Source organism: Streptomyces sp. NPDC031132, assembly GCF_055570595.1.
In genome coordinates, this window is sequence record NZ_JBVIGX010000049.1 from 14,447 (window position 1) to 35,425 (window position 20,979).

General features: G+C 72.0%; 4 protein-coding genes. All 4 read left to right on the forward strand.

What is annotated here, in order from left to right; all coding sequences use genetic code 11:
• Positions 1 to 263: 263 nt before the first annotated feature.
• Genes ACZ49B_RS36170 through ACZ49B_RS36185 form a run of 4 tightly spaced genes read left to right on the forward strand, consistent with a single transcriptional unit; the run spans position 264 to position 20,941 of the window.
• Positions 264 to 1,451 carry an NAD(P)/FAD-dependent oxidoreductase gene (locus tag ACZ49B_RS36170; RefSeq protein ID WP_468314770.1) on the forward strand — a complete coding sequence of 396 codons (1,188 nt, stop codon included), beginning with the start codon at positions 264 to 266 and terminating at the stop codon, positions 1,449 to 1,451.
• A 40-nt stretch (positions 1,452 to 1,491) separates the two neighbouring features.
• Complete coding sequence (locus ACZ49B_RS36175; RefSeq protein WP_468314773.1) at positions 1,492 to 9,255, forward strand: amino acid adenylation domain-containing protein; 7,764 nt, start codon at positions 1,492 to 1,494, stop codon at positions 9,253 to 9,255.
• A gap of 10 nt (positions 9,256 to 9,265) precedes the next feature.
• Positions 9,266 to 17,029, forward strand: a complete 7,764-nt coding sequence (locus ACZ49B_RS36180; RefSeq protein ID WP_468314776.1) for an amino acid adenylation domain-containing protein — start codon at positions 9,266 to 9,268, stop codon at positions 17,027 to 17,029.
• 12 nt (positions 17,030 to 17,041) lie between these two features.
• Positions 17,042 to 20,941 carry a non-ribosomal peptide synthetase gene (locus ACZ49B_RS36185; RefSeq protein ID WP_468314779.1) on the forward strand — a complete coding sequence of 1,300 codons (3,900 nt, stop codon included), beginning with the start codon at positions 17,042 to 17,044 and terminating at the stop codon, positions 20,939 to 20,941.
• Positions 20,942 to 20,979 lie beyond the last annotated feature (38 nt).

A 20,979-nucleotide genomic window follows, 5' to 3' on the forward strand; every position in this document is an offset into this window, starting at 1 on the left:
ACCCCCCCCCCCCCCCCCCCCCCCCCCCCCCCCCCCCTTCTCCTCCCCCCCCCCCCCCCCCCCCCCCCCACCCCCCCCCACGGCGTCGGCATGTGTTCCCCGCACTGGTTCTATTATCCCGCTAGTTCATATCGGCTAGCATCGCATTCATGCTCGGCAGCGGTTATTCGGTCCGCTGCGCCGATAGCGCGCTCAATCACAAGGGATTTCCGGTTGCTGCCGCGTTGGGCCAAAAACTACCTGGTAAGAGAGGCGGAGGCGCCATGTACGACGTGATTGTCATCGGTGCCCGTTGTGCGGGCTCGCCGACGGCCATGCTATTCGCGCAGCAGGGTTATCGAGTGCTGCTCCTGGAGAAAGCGCGATTCCCTCAGGACACGCTGTCCTCGCACTACCTGCACATGCAGGGCGTGGCGCTGATGAACCGGTGGGGACTGCTCGACAAGCTCCGTGACGCGGGCTGCCGGCCGATCACCAAGCAGGTCTACGAGGGCCCCGGTGTCCGCATCGAGGGCTTCTCCCTGCCGATGGACGGCCTGACGGAGACGTACGCCCCGCGGCGCTTCGTGCTCGACCCGATCCTGGCGGAGGGCGCCGTCGAGGCCGGCGTCGAGTTCCAGGAAGGCTGCGCCGTCAACGACCTGCTGTTCGAGGACGGCCGGGTCGTCGGCGTGCGGTACACCACGCCCGGCGGCGCCGAGGCGACGGAGCGGGCCCGCCTGGTCGTCGGCGCGGACGGCATGCGCTCGCTGGTGGCCCGCAAGGTCGGCGCGGAGAACGTCATCGAGCACCCGCGGCTGACCTGCACCTACTACAGCTACTGGGCCGGGGTCCCCTCGGACTTCGAGCTGTACGAGCAGCCGGGCCGCTGGATCGGCGTGCTGCCGACCAACAACGACCTCACGCTCCTCATGGCCTACTTCCCGCAGGCGGACTTCGGCGCGGTCCGCAAGGCGGTCGAACCCGCCTACCTCGACGCCTTCCGCACGACGGCGCCCGAGCTGTGGGAGCGCATGCAGTCGGGCGAGCGCGTGGAGCAGCTGTACGGCACGGGCCACCAGGACAACTACTTCCGCAAGGCCTACGGGCCCGGGTGGGCGCTGGTCGGCGACGCGGTGAACCACAAGGACTCCATCACCGCCCGCGGCATCACCGAGGCCTTCGTCCAGGCCCAGAACCTCACCGACTTCATCGGGGACGGCCTGCACGACGACGCCAAGCTCAAGTCGGCGCTGCGGCGCTACGAGAACGAGCTGAGCAACGAGGCCCTCAACCACTACCAGGGCGCGCTCAACGTCGCCGAGCTCAAGCCCGAGGGCCGGGTCGACATGCTGCGCAAGCTGGTCGGCCACCAGGAGCACATCGACCGGTACTTCTCGACGCTGTCGGGGGCGTGCTCCATCGACGACTTCTACAACGACGAACTTTTGACCCTGCTCGACCAGAGCTGAGTGACGACTTGCTCCCTGGTTCCGCCGATTTGGAGAAACAATGATCCCGTTGTCGTTCGCGCAGCGTCGGCTGTGGTTCGTGGACCGGTTCGAAGGCCCTTCGCCGACCTACAACGGCGCTTTCGCCCTGCGGCTGACCGGTGAGCTGAACGTGGGTGCGCTGGAGACGGCGCTCCGCGACGTCATCGACCGGCACGAAGTCCTCCGTACGGTGATCGTCGAGGGCGACGACGGCATCCCGCACCAGGAGGTGCTGGCGTCCGGCCACAAGCCCTTCGAACTGCCGCTCGTCGAGGTCGCGGAGGAGGAGCGGGCGGCTGCCGTCGACGCGGCTGCCGTCGAAACCTTCGACCTGGCCACCGACGTGCCGATCCGCGCCACGCTGGTGCGGACCGGCGCGCTCGACCACACCCTGGTCCTCGTGGTGCACCACATCGCCCTGGACGGGGAGTCCCTCGGGCCGCTGCTCCGCGACCTCACCACGGCGTACTCGGCCCGCAAGGAGGGCGACGCCCCCGTGTGGGAGCCGCTCCCGGTGCAGTACGCGGACTACACGCTGTGGCAGCAGGACATGCTCGGTGACGAGTCCGACCCGGACAGCCTGGCGGCCCGGCAGCTGGAGTACTGGCGCGGGGCCCTGGCCGACATGGCGCAGCCGCTGGCCCTGCCGACGGACCGCCCGCGCCCCAAGATGACGAGCCCCCGCGGCGACCTGGTCAAGTTCCCGATCGAGGCCGACCTGCTCCGCGCCGTGGAGAAGGTGGCCGCGGAACAGGACACCACGGTGTCCATGGTCATGCAGTCGGCGCTGGCGGTGCTGCTGCACCACCTCGGCTGCGGTGACGACGTGCCCCTCGGCGCGCCGATCGCCGGCCGCACCGACGAGGAGCTGCGCGACCTCGTCGGCTTCTTCGTCAACACATGGGTGCTGCGCGTCGACCTCTCCGGGAACCCGACCTTCCTCGAGCTGCTCCAGCGGGTGCGCGACCGGGCCCTGGCCGCGTACGACAACCAGGACATGCCGTTCGAGCGCCTGGTGGAGCTGCTCAACCCGGACCGCTCCACGGCCTACCACCCGTTCTTCCAGGTGATGCTCGCCTGGCAGGAGCCGCTGGGGGACCTGGAGTTCGCCGGCCTCGGTGTCGAGTCCGAGACGCTCGAGACCGGAACGGCCAAGTTCGACCTGTTCTTCAACATGATCCCGGACGGCGCCGGCGGGGCCGGCGTCCGCCTGGAGTACGCCACCGACCTGTTCGAGCGGGCGACGGTCGAGCTCCTCGGGGACCGCTTCGTGCGCGTGCTGGGCCGGCTCGTGGCCGACGCGGAGCGCGCCATCGGCGGCATCGACGTGCTCGACGCGGCCGAGCGGGACCTTCTGCTCGTCGAGTTCAACGACCACGACGACGCCACGGCGGCGTCCGAGCTGACGGTCCCGGAGCTGTTCGAGGGCCAGGCGGCCAGGACGCCGGACGCCCCGGCGATCGTGTGCGACGACCGGACGCTGACCTACCGGGAGCTCGACGACCGGGCGAACGCCGTCGCGTGGGAGCTGGTCCGGCGCGGTGCCGGTCCGGAGGACCTGGTGGTCCTGGCGCTGCCGCGCACCGAAGACCTGGTCGTCGGCCTGCTCGGCATCCTCAAGTCCGGTGCCGGCTACGTGCCGATGGACCCGCAGTACCTCGCCGGACGCGCGGAGACCGTGCTGTCCGAGGCCCGCCCGCGTTTCGTGGTCACCGACACCGCGACGGGGCAGGACCTGCCGCAGAACGACATGTCGAGCATCAACCTCGACCTCCGCGCCGCATGGGACGCGCCCGAGGGCGCGCTCGACAACACCGGCCGCACCTCGCCGCTGAGCCCCGACAACCTGGCGTACGTGATGTACACCTCCGGCTCCACGGGCAAGCCGAAGGGCGCGGCGATCACCCACCGCAGCGTCGTCAACGGCGTGCAGGAGCTGGTGCGCGTCATCGACGCGCCGACCGGCTGGAAGATGCTCGCCGGCACCTCGGTGAACTTCGACGTCTCGGTCTTCGAGCTGCTGACCACCCTGTCCACCGGCGGCACCGCCGAGATCGTGCCGAACGCGCTGGCGCTCGCCGAGCGCGACGGCTGGGACGGCCACGTCATCAGCGGTGTCCCCTCGGTGCTCGGCGAACTCGTGGGTCAGCTGGACAAGGCGACCGACGTGCGCACGGTCGTCTTCGCGGGCGACGTGCTCCCGGCCCGACTGGTGCGCCAGGTCCGCGAGGCCCTGCCCGACGTGCAGATCGTGAACTCCTACGGGCAGAGCGAGAGCTTCTACGCCACCACCTTCTCCCTCGCGGCGAGCGAGGAGTGGGCGGAGAGCGACGTCGCGCCCATCGGCACCCCGCTGGGCAACATGCGCGCCTACGTGCTGGGCCCGGGCCTCGCCCCGGTACCGCAGGGCGTGATCGGTGAGCTGTACGTGGTCGGCACCTGCCTCGGCCGCGGCTACCACGACCGCCCGGGCCTGACCGCCGAGCGCTACGTGGCGAACCCGTTCGCCGCCGGCGAGCGGATGTACCGTACGGGCGACCTGGCCCGCTGGAACGCCCGCGGCGAGCTGGAGTGCGTCGGCCGCGGTGACGGCCAGGTCAAGGTGCGCGGCTTCCGCATCGAGACCGCCGAGGTGGAAGCGGCGATCACGCAGCACCCCGGCATCAGCGAGGCCGTGGTGATCAGCCGCGAGGTGGGATCGGACGGACGGCGGCTCGTCGCCTACGTCGTGCACACCGGCGAGGGGGCCGTCGGCGACGACGGCGCCGGCGGTATCGGCGACGTGGACGTGCAGGCCGGAGCCTCGGCCGCCGAGCTGCGCAAGTTCGTCGCGGCCCGGCTGCCCGACTACATGGTGCCGTCGGCCTTCGTGGCCGTCAGCCAGCTGCCGCTCGGCCCGACCGGCAAGCTGGACCGCTCGGCGCTGCCCGAGCCGGAGTTCCTGGGCGAGGCCTACCGGGAGCCGCGCACCGAGGCCGAGAAGATCATCACCGCGGCGTACGCGGACGTGCTCGGCGTGGACCGCGTCGGCATCGACGACGACTTCTTCGCCGTGGGCGGCGACAGCCTGCGCTCGATCCAGGTCGTGGCCCGCGCCCGGGCCCGGGGCCTGGAGCTGACCACGCGGGAGATCTTCGAGTGCCGCACCGCGGAGCGGCTGGCCGAGGTGGCCTCCGACCGCAAGGACCGGGTGCCGGTGCTCGCGGAGCTCGACGGCGGCGGCGTCGGCGAGCTGGCGCTGCAGCCGGTGGCGCAGCACGTGTTCGAGCACGGCGGCGGGATCGACCGCTTCGCCATGTCGATCGTGCTCGAGCTGCCCACGGGCATCGACGAGAGCGGACTGGCCGCGACGCTGGACGCCGTGCTCGACCGGCACGACCTCCTGCGCGCGCAGCTGGTACGCGGCGGCGAGCCCACTCTCGTCGTCCGTCCGCAGGGCGCCGTGCGGGCGGCGGACCTGATCCGCCGCGTGCCCGTCGCCGGCGGCTGGGACGACCCCGCCGCGCTCGAGGCGGCGAAGGCGGCGGTGGACGCCGCGGCCGGCCGGCTCGACCCGGAAGCCGGCACCATGGCCGACTTCGTCTGGTTCACCGCGGACTCGGGTGCGGGCAGGCTGCTCGTGGTGCTGCACCACCTGGTGGTGGACGGCGTCTCCTGGCGCATCCTCATGTCGGACTTCGCCGAGGCCTGGCAGCAGGTCAAGTCGGGCAAGGCGCCCGAGCTTCCCGAGGTCGGCACCTCCGCCCGCCGCTGGGCGGCGGCGCTGGAGTCCGAGGCCCTCTCCCCCGAGCGGGAAGAGGAGCTGGACTACTGGCGCGACATGCTCGAGTCGCCCAACCTCCCGCTGGGCGAGCGGGCGTTCGACCCCGCCGTGGACGTCATGTCCACCCTCGACACCGTGCGCGTGCAGCTGCCCGCCGAGGTCACCGAGGCGGTGCTGACCAAGCTTCCCGCCGCGTTCAAGGGCACCGGCACCGACGTGCTGCTCGCCGCACTCGCCCTCGCGGTGAACCGCTGGCGCGGCGACGACCGTTCGACCCTGGTCCGCCTGGAAGGACACGGCCGCGAGGAGGAAGTCGTCCCGGGGGCGGACCTCTCCCGCACCGTCGGATGGTTCACCAGCATGTACCCGGCCCGGGTCGACGTGCAGGGCGTGGACCTGGCCGACGTGCTCGCGGGCGGCTCCGCCGCCGGCAAGGCCATCAAGCTGGTCAAGGAGCAGCTGCGCGGTGTCCCGGACAAGGGACTGGGCTACGGCCTCCTGCGCTGGCTGAACCCGGAGACCGCCCCGCAGCTCGAGGACTACGCGGCGCCGCAGATCGGCTTCAACTACCTCGGCCGGATCTCCGACGCCGACGTGCCCGAGCACCTGCGCGCCGAGGGATGGGTGCCGGCGGACTGGTCCGCCCAGCTGATCCCGATGCCCGACCCGGACCTGCCCGCGCTGTCCGCGCTCGAGGTCAACTCGGTCGTCACGGACACCGCCGACGGCGCCCGGCTCCAGGCCGTCTTCATGTTCCCCACCGGGGTGCTGTCCCGCGAGCGGACCGCCGAACTGGCCGAGCTGTGGGTCGAGGTGCTGCACGGCATGGCCGCGCACGCCGCACGCCCGCAGATCGGCGGGCTCACGCCCTCGGACGCCCCGCTGGTCTCGGTGAAGCAGCACGAGATCGACGAGTGGGAGGAGCGCTACGGCCGGCTCGTCCAGGTGTGGCCGCAGGGTCCGGGCCAGTCCGGCATCCAGTTCCAGGCCGCGCTCGCCGACGGCACCTTCGACGTCTACCACATGCAGTTCCTGCTGCACCTGACCGGGCACGTGGACCCGGCGCGCATGCAGGCGGCCGGGCAGGCGCTCCTCGCGCGGTACCCGAACCTGCGCTCCGCGTTCGTGGCCGGAGCCGACGGCGATCCGGTCCAGGTCGTGGCGGAGCACGTCGCCATCCCCTGGCGGCACATCGACCTGACCGGTCTCGACGAGGCCGCACAGGAAACGGCGGTCGACAAGGCCCTCGCCGACGACCGGGCCGACCAGCTCGACCCGACCCGGCCGCCGCTGATCCGCCTGGCCCTGCTCACCTGCGGGCCGCAGAAGGCCAAGCTCATCATCACGGCGCACCACACCCTGTTCGACGGGTGGTCGTCGCCGCTGGTGATCAAGGACCTGGTCCGGCTGTACGGCGGCACCGAGGAGCTCGCCCCGGTCCGGAGCTACGGCGACTACCTGGGCTGGCTGTCCAAGCAGGACCGGGACGCATCGGCCGCCCGGTGGAAGGACGAGCTCGCCGAGTTCGAGCAGCCGACCCTCCTGGCCGCGGACCTTCCCGAGAAGGGCGAGGCCTCCCGCCTCGGCCGCGTCGAGGTCCCGCTGTCGATCGACAAGGGCCGGGAACTCGCCCGGCGCGCCGCGGAGCTCGGCGTCACGCTGAACACGCTGCTCCAGGGCGCGTGGGCGGTCCTGCTCTCGAAGCTGACCGGCCAGCACGACGTCGTCTTCGGCGCGGCCGTCAACGGTCGCCCGGCGGACCTGGTCGGTTCGGACGAGATGGTCGGCCTGTTCATCAACACCCTGCCGACCAGGGTGCGCTGCCGGCCGGACCAGACGGTGGGCGAGGTCATCGCCGATCTGCAGGACCGGCAGATCTCGCTGCTCGACCACCACTACTACGGCCTGGCCGACATCCAGCGCGGCGTCGGACTGCCCGCCCTCTTCGACACGATCGTCGTGTTCGAGAACTACCCAATCGACCGCGAGGGCATCGTCGAGGCGAACGACTCGGCAGGCTTCACGATCGACGCGATCCGGCCGTTCGCCGGCTCGCACTACCCGCTCACCCTCAACTCCTCCGACCCGTACCTGCGGCTCTCCCTCGACTACCAGACCAACCTCTTCGAGCGCGACGCGGCCGAGGAGATCGCCGCCCGGCTCGTCCGGGTGCTGGAGCAGGTGCTCGAGGACCCGAAGAAGCCGGTCGGTGCCATGGAGGTGCTGTCGGCGCAGGAGCGCGACTGGCTGGTCAAGGGGATCAATGACACGGCACATCCGGTGGCGGCGGACACTCTGCCGGGCGCGTTCGAGGCTCAGGTGGAGCGCACCCCTGACGGTGTGGCGCTGATCGGCGAGCACGAGACGCTGACCTACGGCGAGTTCAACCGGCGAGCGAACCGGCTGGCGCACTGGCTGGTCGAGCAGGGTGCCGGCGCCGAGCGGCTGGTCGCCGTGAAGATCCCCCGCTCGGTGGACCTGATGGTGGCGATCTACGCGGTGGCGAAGGCCGGTGCGGCCTACCTGCCGATCGACACCGAGCTGCCCGAGGACCGGGTCCGGCGCGTGCTGGACAGCGCGAAGCCGCTGCTGGTCCTCGACGCAGACCTTCCGGACGCCTCCGCGTACCCGGAGACGAACCCGGAGCGCGCACTGTCGCCGGACAACGCCGCGTACGTCATCTTCACCTCCGGCTCCACCGGCCGCCCCAAGGGCGTGCAGGTGGCGCACCGGGCGATCCTGAACCGGCTCAAGTGGGGTCTGGCGCACTTCGAGGTCGGCGTCGAGGACCGGGTGCTGCTCAGCACGACGGCCAGCTTCGACGTCTCGGTGCCGGAGATCTTCGCGCCGCTCCAGGTCGGCGCCGCGGTCGTGATCGCGCGTCCCGACGGGCGCCGGGACCCGGCCTACCTCGCCGACCTGATCCAGCGGGAGCGGGTCACCGGAGCGGACTTCGTGCCCTCCCTGCTGGAGGCCTTCGTCAACGAGCCCTCGGCCAAGGAGTGCACCAGCCTGCGCTGGATCGAGGTCGCCGGCGAGGCGTTCCCGCCCGCGCTGGCCAACCGCGTCGTCGACGTGCTGCCGGGCTGCGGTGTGCACAACCTCTACGGGCCCACCGAGGCGTCCGTCGAGGTCACGGCGTACCAGCACGTGCCGGGTGCCGACCGGGTCCCGATCGGCGCCCCCGTGTGGAACACCCAGGTGTACGTGCTGGACGAGGCGCTGCGCCCGGTCGCGCCGGGCGTCACCGGCGAGCTGTACCTGGCCGGCACCGGGCTCGCCCGCGGCTACCTGGGACAGACGGACCTGACCGCGAACCGGTTCGTGGCCTGCCCGTTCGGCGAGCCCGGAACCCGGATGTACCGCACCGGCGACGTCGTGCGGTGGAACCAGGACGGCCAGGTCGAGTACATCGGCCGATCCGACTTCCAGGTCAAGCTGCGCGGCTTCCGCATCGAGCTCGGCGAGATCGAGACGGCGCTGGCCAAGCACCCGGACGTCGACGGCGCGGTGGCCCTGGTCCGCGAGGACCGCCCCGGTGACCAGCGGCTCGTCGCGTACGTGGTGACCGGCAAGGCGGAGGCCCAGCTGGACCTCACGGCCCTGACGGACCTGGCCCGGGAGAACCTGCCGGAGTACATGGTCCCCTCGGCGATCGTGCCGCTCGCGGCCTTCCCCACCACCCCGAGCGGGAAGCTCGACCGCAAGGCGCTGCCCGCACCGGACCACACGGAAGCAGCCGTGACCGGACGGGGGCCCCGCAACCACAACGAGGAAGTCCTCTGCCGGCTGTTCTCCGAACTGCTGGGTCTGGACGAGATCGGCATCGACGCCGACTTCTTCGACCACGGCGGCCACTCGCTGCTCGCCACCCGGCTGACCGGCCGCATCCGCAACGAGCTCAAGGTCGACGTGAAGGTCACCACCGTCTTCCGCAGTCCGACCGTCGCCCAGCTGGCGGCCCGGCTCGAGAAGACGGGCACGTCGAACCGCCCCCAGCTTCGCCCGATGAACGTGTAGGAGTACGTCGATGATCCCGTTGTCCTTCGCACAGCGTCGGCTGTGGTTCCTCCACCGTCTGGAAGGCCCGTCCGCGACCTACAACATCCCGTTCGTGCTGCGCCTGGACGGGCCGCTGGACACGGCGGCCCTGGCCGCGGCGGTGACGGACGTCGTCACCCGGCACGAGAGTCTGCGCACCCTGATCGCCGAGAACGCCGACGGCACTCCGGAGCAGCGGATCGTGCCCGCGCAGGAGGCCCCCCTCCAGTTCCGGGTGGTCGACGTGGCCGCGGACGCGGTGGAGGCCGCGGCCGCGCAGGCCGCGTGCGAAGGCTTCGACCTCGACACGGAACTCCCCCTGCGGACGACCGTGCTGCGGATCTCCCCGCAGGAGCACGTGGTGGTCTTCGTGATCCACCACATCGCCGCGGACGGGGCGTCGATGGCGCCCTTCATGCGGGACCTGCTGTCGGCGTACTCCGCCCGACAGCAGGGCGGTGCGCCGCAGTGGACCCCTCTTCCGATCCAGTACAAGGACTACACGCTGTGGCAGCGCGAGGTCCTCGGCGACGAGGAGGACCCCGACAGCGTCGCCGCGGCGCAGCTGGACTACTGGCGAGGAGAACTCGCCGGGGTGCCGCAGCCGGTCCAGCTCCCGCTGGACCGGCCGCGGCCGACGGCGGCCGACCACCGCGGCGGCCACGTCGACTTCGAGCTGGAACCGGAACTCCTCGCCGGAGTCGGGAAGCTCGCCGGGGCGCACGGCGCCACCGCGCCCATGGTCGCCCAGACCGTGCTCGCGGTGCTCCTGCACCACCTCGGCGCCGGCAACGACCTGACCATCGGCAGCCCGATCGAGGGGCGCGCCGACGAGCAGCTCGACGACCTGATCGGCTTCTTCGCCAACACCTGGGTGCTGCGCGTCGACCTGTCGCAGAACCCCTCGTTCGGCGACCTGCTGGACCAGGTCCGCGACCGGGCCCTCGCCGCGTACGACAACCAGGACGTTCCGTTCGAACGCCTGGTGGAGCTGCTGAGCCCGGACCGCACCACCGCCTACCAGCCGCTCTTCCAGGTCATGCTGGCCTGGCAGTTCGAGTGGTCGCAGATCGAGATCCCGGGTCTGCGCATCACCCCCGTCCCGGCAGGCACCGGCACCGCGAAGTTCGACCTGTTCTTCAACATCGTCCCGGCCCCGGCCGGCGGCGCGTACGGGCGCCTCGAGTACGCGACCGAGCTGTTCGACCACGCCACGGCCGAGAGCCTCGTCGACCGCTACGTGCGCGTGCTGCGCCAGGTGGTCGCCGACTCCGGGACGCGGCTCGGCGGCGTGGACGTGCTCACCGACGCCGAACGCACCTGGCTGACCAAGCTGAACGAGACGACGGCAGCGGTGCGCGGCACGACGGTGCCCGAGCTCGTCGCCGCCCAGGCGGCGCAGACGCCGGACGCGACCGCGGTGGTGTCCGGACGGACCACGCTGTCGTACCGGGAGCTCGACGCCCGCGCCAACCGGCTGGCCGCGGTCCTGCGGGACCGCGGTGTCGGGCCGGACGTCCTGGTCGCCGTGGCACTGCCGCGGTCCGCGGACCTGGTGGTCGCGCTCCTCGCCGTGCTCAAGGCGGGCGGCGCGTACCTGCCGATCGACCCCAACTACCCGGCCGCACGGGTCGACCTCCTGCTCGACACGGCCGACCCCGCACTGGTGCTGACCGATTACCAGACGGCGCCGACCGTGTCCAAGTGCCGGCAGCCGGTGCTCCACCTCAACGACCTGAGCCTCGAGGGCCGGGCCGCCCCGGCCCCGGACGTCCGCATCGGGCGGGACAACCTGGCCTACGTGATGTTCACGTCGGGGTCGACCGGGACGCCCAAGGGCGTCGCCATCACCCACGGCAGCGTGGTCAACGGCGTGCAGGACCTGCGCCGGACCGTGCAGGTCGAGGCCGGCTCCCGGATGCTCGCCGCGACCTCGGTGAACTTCGACGTCTCCGTGTTCGAGATCTTCACCGCGCTGACCGCCGGCGCGAGCGTCGAGGTCGTCCGCGACGTGCTCGAACTCGGCGAGCGCGGCAGCTGGTCCGGCACCACCATCAGCGCCGTGCCCGCGGTGTTCTCCGCGCTGCTCGACCAGATCACGGATGCCCCCGGCAGCCTCGAACTCGACGTGGACACCGTCATCTTCGCCGGCGAGGCCCTCTCGGCCGACCTGGTCCGCAAGGTGCGCCGCGCCCTGCCCGACGTCCGTGTCGTCAACGCCTACGGCCAGACGGAAAGCTTCTACGCCGCCACGCACACGGTCCCGGACGAGTCGGCCGAGACCGGTGCGGTACCGGTCGGAGCGCCCCTGGCCAACATGCGCACCTACGTGCTGGGGCCGGAGCTCACCCCGGTCGCGCCCGGTGTGATCGGCGAGCTGTACGTCGGCGGTCTGATCGCCCGCGGCTACCACGGCAACGGCGCCATCACCGCGGAGCGGTTCGTCGCCTCCCCCTTCGGTCCCGCCGGCGCGCGCATGTACCGCACCGGTGACCTGGCCCAGTGGGACGAGAACGGCCGGCTGAAGTACGCGGGCCGCGCCGACAACCAGGTGAAGGTCAACGGCATCCGTGTCGAGCCGACCGAGATCGAGGCGGCCCTCGCCCAGCACCCGGCGGTCGGCCGGGCCGTGGTCACGGTCCGCGAGGACCACACCGGCACCGCGCGGCTCGTCGGCTACGTGGCGCCGGCCGGCGCCGCCGACGGCGAAGCCGCCCCGGACGCCGGTCCCTCCCCGGCGGACCTGCAGCGGTTCGTGGCCAAGCGGCTGCCGGACTACATGGTGCCCGCGCTGATCGTGGTGCTGGACCGGCTGCCGCTGAACGCGAACGGAAAGCTGGACCGGGCCGCCCTGCCCGAGCCGGAGTTCGCCCGCACCGAGTACCGGGCGCCGCGCAGCGAGGCCGAGCGGGTCCTGGCCGAGGTGTACGCGGACGTGCTCGGCACCGAGCAGGTCGGCGTCGACGACGACTTCTTCACCAGCGGCGGCGACAGCATCCGCTCGATCCAGGTCGTGGCGCGCGCCAAGACGCGCGGCGTCGTGGTCAGCACCCGGGAGATCTTCGAGCAGCGCACGGTCGCCCGCCTCGCGGAACTGGTCGAGGGCCGCAAGGAAGAGGAGCGGGTCGTCCTGGCCGAGCTGCCGGGCGGCGGTGTGGGCTGGGCCCCGCTGCCCCCGACGGGCGCGCACGTGCTCGGCCTCGGCGGCGGAACCGGCCGGTTCTGCATGTCCGCGCTGCTCACCCTGCCCGAGGACATCGACCGTACGGGTCTTCTCGCCACGCTCCAGGCCGTACTGGACCGGCACGACGTGCTGCGCTCCCGCCTCGACCGGGCGGAGCCCGGCCTGCGCATGGAGCCCGTCGGCAGCGTGGACGCCGGCGCGCTGCTGCACGAGGTCCGCTACGCCGGCGCCGACGTGCAGGCCGAGCTGGACGCGGCCGCGGACCGGCTCGACCCGGACGCGGGCGTCATGGCCCAGTTCGTGTGGCTCACCTCCGCCGAGGAGGCGGACCGACTGCTGATCGTGCTGCACCACCTCGTCGTCGACGGCGTGTCCTGGCGCATCCTGGTGCCGGACCTGGCCGCCGCGTGGAAGCGGATCCGCGGGGGCCTCGCCCCGGAAGCGGCCCCGGAGAGCACCTCGCTGCGCCGGTGGATGCACGCCCTGGCCGACGAGGCGGCCACCCCGGAGCGGGTGGCGGAACTGCCCGCGTGGCAGGAGATGCTCAGCGGCGAGGAGCCCGTGCTGGGCGCCCGGGACGTGGACCCGGCGCGCGATGTCACGGCCACCGTGGACACCGTACGCATCCAGGTGCCGGCCGACGTCACCGCGACCCTGCTCGACACGGTGCCCGCGGTGTTCCGCGGCGGTGTCGACGACGGGCTGCTGACCGGCCTGGCGCTGGCGCTGGCGCAGTGGCGCCGCACGCGCGGCGTGTCCGGGGACTCGACGCTGGTCCGGCTCGAGGGCCACGGCCGCGAGGACCACCTCGTGCCCGGCGCCGACCTGTCCGGCACGATCGGCTGGTTCACCGCGATGTACCCGGTGAAGCTGGACCTGGCGGGCATCGACGTCGCCGACGCCTTCGCCGGCGGCCCCGCCGCCGGCCGGGCGGTCAAGGCCGTCAAGGAACAGCTGCGCGCCGTGCCGGACAACGGCATGGGCTACGGCCTGCTGCGCCACCTCAACCCGGAGACCGCCGCCGCGCTCGCCGGCCGGCGGGAGCCGCGGATCGGCTTCAACTACCTGGGCCGGGCGTCCAGCGCGGACATCCCCGAGGAGCTGCGCGGCCTCGGCTGGGCGCCGGACACCACGCACCAGGACCTGATCGCCGCGCCCGACGCGGACATGCCCGTGCTGTCGGCGCTGGAGATCAACGCCGTGGCCGCAGGTGACGAGCTGACCGCCTACTTCGGCTTCCCGACCGGCGTGCTCACCCGAGACGAGGTCACCGAGCTGGCCGGCCTGTGGGTCGAGGCGCTGACCGCCCTGGCGCGGCACGCCGCGACTCCCGAGGCGGGCGGCCTGACCCCGAGCGACGCGCCCCTGGTCGAGGTGGGCCAGCAGGAGATCGACACCTGGGAGGGGCGGTTCGGCAAGCTGTGCCGGATCTGGCCGACGACCCCGGTGCAGTCCGGGATGCTGTTCCACACGATGCTGGCCGGCGCCGAGTTCGACGCCTACCACATGCAGCTGGTGTTCCACCTGTCCGGCGACGTCGACCCGGAGCGGATGCACCGGGCCGCACAGGCCCTGCTGGCGCGCCACCCCAGCCTCCGCGCGGCGTTCGTCAACCGGGCGGACGGCGACGTGGTGCAGGTGGTGCCGGAGACGGTGTCGCTGCCGTGGCAGTACCTCGACCTGACCGCCCTCGACGAGGCCGAACGGACCGAGCGGTTCGAGGCGTTCCTCGCCGAGGACCGGGGCGCCCACTTCGACGTGGCCACCCCGCCGCTGATCCGCGTGGCGCTCGTCGTCCTCGAGCACGGCCGCGCCGAGCTCGTGATGACCGCCCACCACGTGCTCATCGACGGCTGGTCCATGCCCCTGCTGATGCAGGACCTGCTGCTGCTCTACGCGTCCCGCGGCGACGCGGCCGGGCTGCCCGCGACCCGCGACTTCGGCGAGTTCCTGTCCTGGCGCGCCCGCCAGGACCAGGAGGAGACCGCCCGGGTGTGGGCGGCCGAGCTGGCCGGCTTCGAGGAGCCGACCCTGCTCGCTCCCGGCTCCGAAGGCGAGGGCGAGGGCGTCGGCCAGGTCGACATCACGCTCCCGGAGGACGAGGCCCGCGCCCTCGGCCGGCGCGCCACCGAGCTGGGCGTCACCGTCAACACCCTGGTCCAGGGTGCCTGGGCGCTGCTGCTCGGCCAGCTCACCGGCCGCCAGGACGTGGTGCTCGGCGCCACCGTCTCCGGGCGCCCGCCCGAGGTGACGGACGTCGACTCGATCGTCGGGATGTTCATCAACACCCTTCCCGTACGCGTCGAGTACGGGCCCGGCGACACCCTCGCCGAGGTCCTCACCCGGCTGCAGAGCCGGCAGGCCCGTCTCCTGGACCACCACTACCACGGGCTCTCGGAGATCCAGCAGTCCGTCGGGCTGAAGTCCCTCTTCGACACGCTGGTCGTCTTCGAGTCGTACCCGGTCGACGAGGAAGCCATCGGCGCCGCCTCCGAGGCCGCGGACGGGATCGCCTTCACCGGCCTGCGCGCGGCCACGGGCACCAACTACCCGCTGACCCTGATGGCGGCGCTCGACCCGCACCTCCACTTCATCCTCCAGTACACGCAGGGCGTCTTCGAGCAGGACGCCGTGGAGGTGCTCGCGGCCCGCTTCGTGCGGATCCTGCGTCAGCTGGCGGCCCGCCCCGACGTCAAGGTCGCCGAGGTCGACATCCTGGATCCGGCCGAACGCGACCGGCTGATCACCGGGTTCAACGACACGGCCGTCCCGACCCCGGACGTCACGGTCAACGAGCTCGTCGAGGCACAGGCGGCGCGGACCCCGGACGAGGTCGCCGTGGTCGCCGAGGGCGAGTCCCTCACGTACCGCGAGCTGGACGCCCGGGCCAACCGCCTGGCGCGCGAACTGGCCGGACGCGGGGTGGGCCCGGAGTCGGTGGTCGCGGTGTCGCTGCCGCGGTCGGCCGACCTGGTGGTCGCACTGCTCGCGGTCCTGAAGGCGGGCGGCGCGTACCTGCCGGTCGACCCCAAGTACCCCAGCCACCGCCTCGAGGCCATCCTCGGGGAGGCGCGGCCGCGCCTGGTCCTGACGGACTCCACGACGGTCGGCGTGCTGCCCGAGCACGACGCCCCGGACGTCTTCCTCGACACGCTGGACCTGTCGGGAGACGGCACCGGCCTCGGACTGCCGCTCCATGCGGACCAGCTGGCGTACGTCATGTACACCTCTGGCTCCACGGGCAAGCCCAAGGGCGTCGCCATCACCCACGCGGGCGTGGTCAACGGCGTGCTGCGGCTCGCCTCCCGCGTCGGCATGGAGCCGGGCAAGCGCCTCCTCGCGGGCACCTCGGTCAACTTCGACGTCTCGGCGTTCGAGATCTTCACGACCCTCGCCGCCGGCGGCGTCGTCGAAGTGGTCCGGGACGTCCTGGTCCTGGGCGAGCGGGAGGGCTGGAGCGGCAGCGTCATCTCCACCGTGCCGTCCGCCTTCGCCGAACTCGTCGACGAGATCGCCGGGCGCACCAGCGTCGAGACGGTCGTCTTCGCCGGCGAGGCCCTGCCCTCGTCGCTCGTCGAGAAGACGCGGAAGGCCTTCCCGGGCGTGCGGGTCGTCAACGCCTACGGGCAGAGCGAGTCGTTCTACGCCACCGCCTTCACCGTCCACGGCGACATGCAGGCCGGGACGGGCAGCACGCCCGTCGGCACCCCGCTCGGCAACATGCGGGCCTACGTCCTCGGCCCCGGCCTCACCCCGCTGCCGCCCGGCGCGGTCGGCGAGCTGTACGTCGGCGGCAGCGTGGGCCGTGGTTACCACGGCCGCGCCGAACTGACCGCCGAGCGTTTCGTCGCCGACCCGTTCGGCCCGTCCGGCTCGCGCATGTACCGCACCGGTGACCTGGCCCGCTGGAACGCCGACGGCGCCCTGGAGTACGCGGGCCGCGGAGACGCGCAGGTCAAGGTGCGCGGCTTCCGCGTCGAGCCCGGCGAGGTCGAGGCCGCGGTCACCGCGCACCCCGGGGTCGCGCAGGCCGTCGTCATCGCCTGCGAGGGGCGCGCCGGCAGCTCGAGCAAGCAGCTGGTCGCGTACGTCGTACCCGTCGCCACCGGCGAGGACGCGAAGACCGGCGAAGTCTCCGGCCCGTCGAGGAAGGAGCTGCACGGCTTCGTCTCGGAGCGGCTGCCGGACTTCATGGTGCCGGCCGCCTTCATGCTCCTCGACCGGCTGCCGCTCGCCCCGAACGGAAAGCTGGACCGCGCCGCGCTGCCCGAGCCGGAGTACAACGGCGCCGCCTACAGGGCGCCTCGAACCCCGCGCGAGGAGACCCTGGCCAAGCTGTTCGCCGAGGTGCTCGGCGTGGAGCGGATCGGCATCGACGACGGATTCTTCGAGCTCGGCGGACACTCCCTGCTCGCCACCCGGCTGATCAGCCGCGCCCGCGCCGAGATGGGGATCGAGATACCGATCCGGAAGATCTTCGACCTGCCGACGGTGGCCGCGCTCGCCGCCTGGTCGCAGGAGTCGGCCGCACCCCGTCGCCCCAGCCTGCGCCAGATGATCGTTAAGTAAGGATGTGAAGTAATGATTCCGCTGTCATTCGCACAACGTCGTATGTGGCTGCTGCACCAGCTGGAGCGGGGGGCGGCGACCTACAACATCTCGGCCGCGTTCCGGCTGACCGGATCCCTGGACCAGGACGCCCTCGCCGCGGCGATCCGCGACCTGGTCGACCGGCACGAGATCCTCAGAACCACGTACGCAACGGATGACGACGGTGAGCCCTACTCGCGGATCCTGACGCCGGCGGAGGCGTCCCCGCAGGTGCAGATGGCCGAGGTGGCGTCCGAGGACATGTCCCGCGCGATCGGCGAGGCCGTCTCGCACGGGTTCGACCTGGAGGGCGAGCTCCCCTTCCGGGCGCACCTGCTGCGCTGCTCCCCCCAGGAGCACGTCCTCGTCATGGTCGTCCACCACATCGCCTCGGACGGCAGCTCGAGCGCGCCGATGATGCGGGACCTGATCGCCGCCTACTCCGCCCGCCTGGACGGCCAGGCGCCGCAGTGGGAGCCGCTGCCCGTGCAGTACAAGGAGTACGCGCAGTGGCAGCGCGAGGTGCTCGGCGAGGTGTCCGACCCGGAGAGCCTCGCCGCGCAGCAGGTCGAGTACTGGCGCAAGCAGCTCGACGGGGTGCCGCAGCCGCTGAGCCTGCCGACGGACCGCCCGCGGCCCGCGGAGGCGAACTCGCACGGCGAGACGATCGGCCTCTCCGTGCCGGCGCAGGTGGCGGCCGGGCTCCAGAAGCTGGCCGACGAGCGCGGCGCGTCCATGTCGATGGTCCTGCAGGGCGCGCTGGCGGTGCTGCTGCGCAAGCTCGGCGGCGGGGACGACCTGACGATCGGCTCCCCGATCGCCGGACGGACCGACGAGGCGCTGGCCGACCTGATCGGCTTCTTCGTCAACACCCAGGTGCTGCGGGCCGACCTCTCCGGCAATCCGACGTTCACCGAGCTGCTCGCCCAGGTGCGCGACAAGGCGCTGACGGCCTACGAGTACCAGGACGTCCCCTTCGACCTGCTGGTCGAGGCCATCAACCCCGAGCGCTCCGCCTCCTACCAGCCGCTGTTCCAGGTGATGTTCGCCTGGCAGAGCTACCAGAAGCCGGACCTCGGCATCCCCGGGCTCGACGTGAAGTTCGAGCAGGCCATCCCTTCGACCGCCATGGTCGACCTGTTCTTCAGCCTGACCGCGGACGAGTCGGGCGCGCTGCAGGGCGACCTCCAGTACGCGACCCAGCTGTTCGACCGCGAGTCGGCCGAGGTCATCGGCGCCCGGCTCGTCCGGGTGCTGGAGCAGCTGGCCGCCGATCCGGGCGTGCGCATCGGGGACGTCGACGTGCTGAGCGCGGCGGAGCGCGAGCGGCTGGTGCGGGAGGTGAACCCCGCCGCCCATGCCATTCCCGACGTCACCCTGGTCGAGCTGTTCGAGCGCCAGGCCGCGCAGCGGGCGGACGAGGTCGCGGTGTCCCACGAGGGTGACGCGCTCACGTACGGCGAGGTCAACGCCCGGGCCAACCGGCTCGCGCGGCACCTCGTCGCCCAGGGCGTCGGCCCCGAGTCCCTGGTCGGAGTCTGCCTGGAGCGCTCGGCCGAGCTGGTCGTCGCGCTGCTCGCGGTGCTCAAGGCGGGCGGCGCCTACCTGCCGATCGACCCCGACTCCCCGGCCGACCGCATCGCGTACATGGTCCAGGACGCCCAGCCGGTCCTGCTGGTCACCACCAGCTCGAACGCCGCCGCGCAGGGGCTGGACCAGGACCTCCCGCAGCTCCACCTCGACCTGGCCGGGGCCTTCGCCGAGGAGTCGGAGGCCGACCTCACCGACGCCGAGCGCCGTACGGCCCTGCGCCCCGAGCACCCGGCGTACGTGATCTACACCTCCGGGTCGACCGGCCGCCCCAAGGGCGTGCTGATCCCGCACAGCAACGTCGTCGGGCTCTTCAGCGCCGCCGAGGACTTCGCCTTCGGCGCGGACGACGTGTGGACCCTCTTCCACTCCTACGCCTTCGACTTCTCGGTGTGGGAGCTGTGGGGGCCGCTGCTGCACGGCGGACGCCTGGTCGTGGTCCCCTACGACGTCTCCCGCTCCCCGGGCGACTTCCTCCAGCTGCTCGCCCGCGAGAAGGTCACCGTCCTCAACCAGACGCCCTCGGCCTTCTACCAGCTGGTGCAGGCCGACGCCGATGCCCCCGGCCAGGACCTGGCGCTGCGGTACGTGGTGTTCGGCGGCGAGGCCCTCGACCTGAACCGCCTCGCGGACTGGTACCAGCGCCACGCCGACGATGCGCCGGTGCTGGTGAACATGTACGGCATCACCGAGACCACGGTGCACGTCACCCGCATCGACCTGGACGAGAACTCCGCCGCCCGCTTCCGCGCCAGCGTGATCGGCCCGGCGATCCCGGGCCTGCGCGCCTACGTCCTGGACTCGAACCTCCTGCCGGCGCCCACCGGCGTGACCGGCGAGCTGTACGTGGCCGGCTACGGCCTGGCCCGCGGGTACCACGGCCGGCCGGACCTGACCGCGGGACGGTTCGTCGCGTGCCCCTTCGGCGTGCCGGGCGAGCGGATGTACCGCTCGGGCGACCTGGTCCGCTGGAGCCGCAACGGCCAGCTGGAGTACGTCGGGCGGGCCGACACCCAGGTGAAGATCCGTGGTTTCCGGATCGAGCTGGGCGAGATCGAGAACGTGCTGGCCGGGCATCCGGGTGTGGCGCAGGCGGTGATCGTGGTGCGCGAGAACCACGACGACGACAAGCGCATCGTGGGCTACGTCGTGCCCGAGTCCGACGACGAGCCGGCCGGTGCGCTGGTCGCCGAGCTGTCCGCGTACATGCGCGAGCGCCTCCCGGACTACATGGTGCCCTCCGTGGTGATTCCGCTTTCGGAGATCCCGCTGACCTCGAACGGCAAGCTCGACCGCCGGGCACTGCCCTCGGAGGACGCGAACACCGCGGCGGTCAGCCGGGAGCCGCGCAACGCCTTCGAGCACAAGCTGTGCGCCCTCTACAGCGAGCTGCTCGGCCTGGAGAAGGTCGGCATCGACGACGGCTTCTTCGCGCTCGGCGGTCACTCGCTGCTGGCCACCCGGCTCAGCGTCCGCATCCGCAAAGAGTTCGACATCGACATTCCCATCAGGACGGTCATCAAGTACCCGACGGTGGCCGAGCTGGCCGCGCTGATGCTCGCCGGCGGTGTCCCCGCGGACGACGCCGACTCGTTCGCGGTCGTGCTGCCCCTGAACGGCGATCCCGGCACGGGCAAGGCGCCGGTGTGGTTCTTCCACGGAGGCGGCGGGCTGGGCTGGGCGTACTACAGCTTCGTGACGCACCTGCAGGACCGGCCGGCCTACGCCCTGCAGTCCCGCGGCTCCGACGGCGTCGACACGCCGGCGGGCTCCGTGCAGGAGATGATCGACGACTACGTCGCCCAGATGCTGAAGATCCAGTCGGCAGGGCCCTTCAACCTGATCGGCTGGTCCTACGGCGGCACCGTCGTGCAGGCCGTCGCGGACGCGCTGGACCGGCTCGGGCACGAGGTCGCCTTCGTGGCCATCCTGGACGCCCAGCCGGGCGGGCACGGGTTCACGGAGGTACACGCCGGCAAGGAGTCGTCGGACTACCGGGTGGAGCTCGAGGACGACTTCAGCCAGTACATCCGCATGGGCAACCGGCAGGGCTTCCTCGACACCATGTCGAAGGTCATGGCCAACAACACGAAGCGCATGATGGATTTCGAATCCCCGGTCTACCGCGGCGACGTGCTGTATTTCCACGCGGCGCTCGAGGACAAGTCGTACGCGCACCTGTGGCGCCCGTACGTCGGCGGTTCCTTCGAGGTGCACGAGATGAACGCCACGCACCACGAAATGCACATGCCGGCGCCCGTGGCCGAATTCTTCGAGGTCGCCGGCAGCAAGCTGGCGTAGCGACCGGACATCCGTGTCCCGGAACTGTTTCAACAAAC

Bases quoted from the DNA above. Each gene is read 5' to 3' on its own strand.
- ACZ49B_RS36170 (WP_468314770.1), top strand. From the start codon at position 264: ATGTACGACGTGATTGTCATCGGTGCCCGTTGTGCGGGCTCGCCGACG.
- ACZ49B_RS36175 (WP_468314773.1), top strand. From the start codon at position 1,492: ATGATCCCGTTGTCGTTCGCGCAGCGTCGGCTGTGGTTCGTGGACCGG.
- ACZ49B_RS36180 (WP_468314776.1), top strand. From the start codon at position 9,266: ATGATCCCGTTGTCCTTCGCACAGCGTCGGCTGTGGTTCCTCCACCGT.
- ACZ49B_RS36185 (WP_468314779.1), top strand. From the start codon at position 17,042: ATGATTCCGCTGTCATTCGCACAACGTCGTATGTGGCTGCTGCACCAG.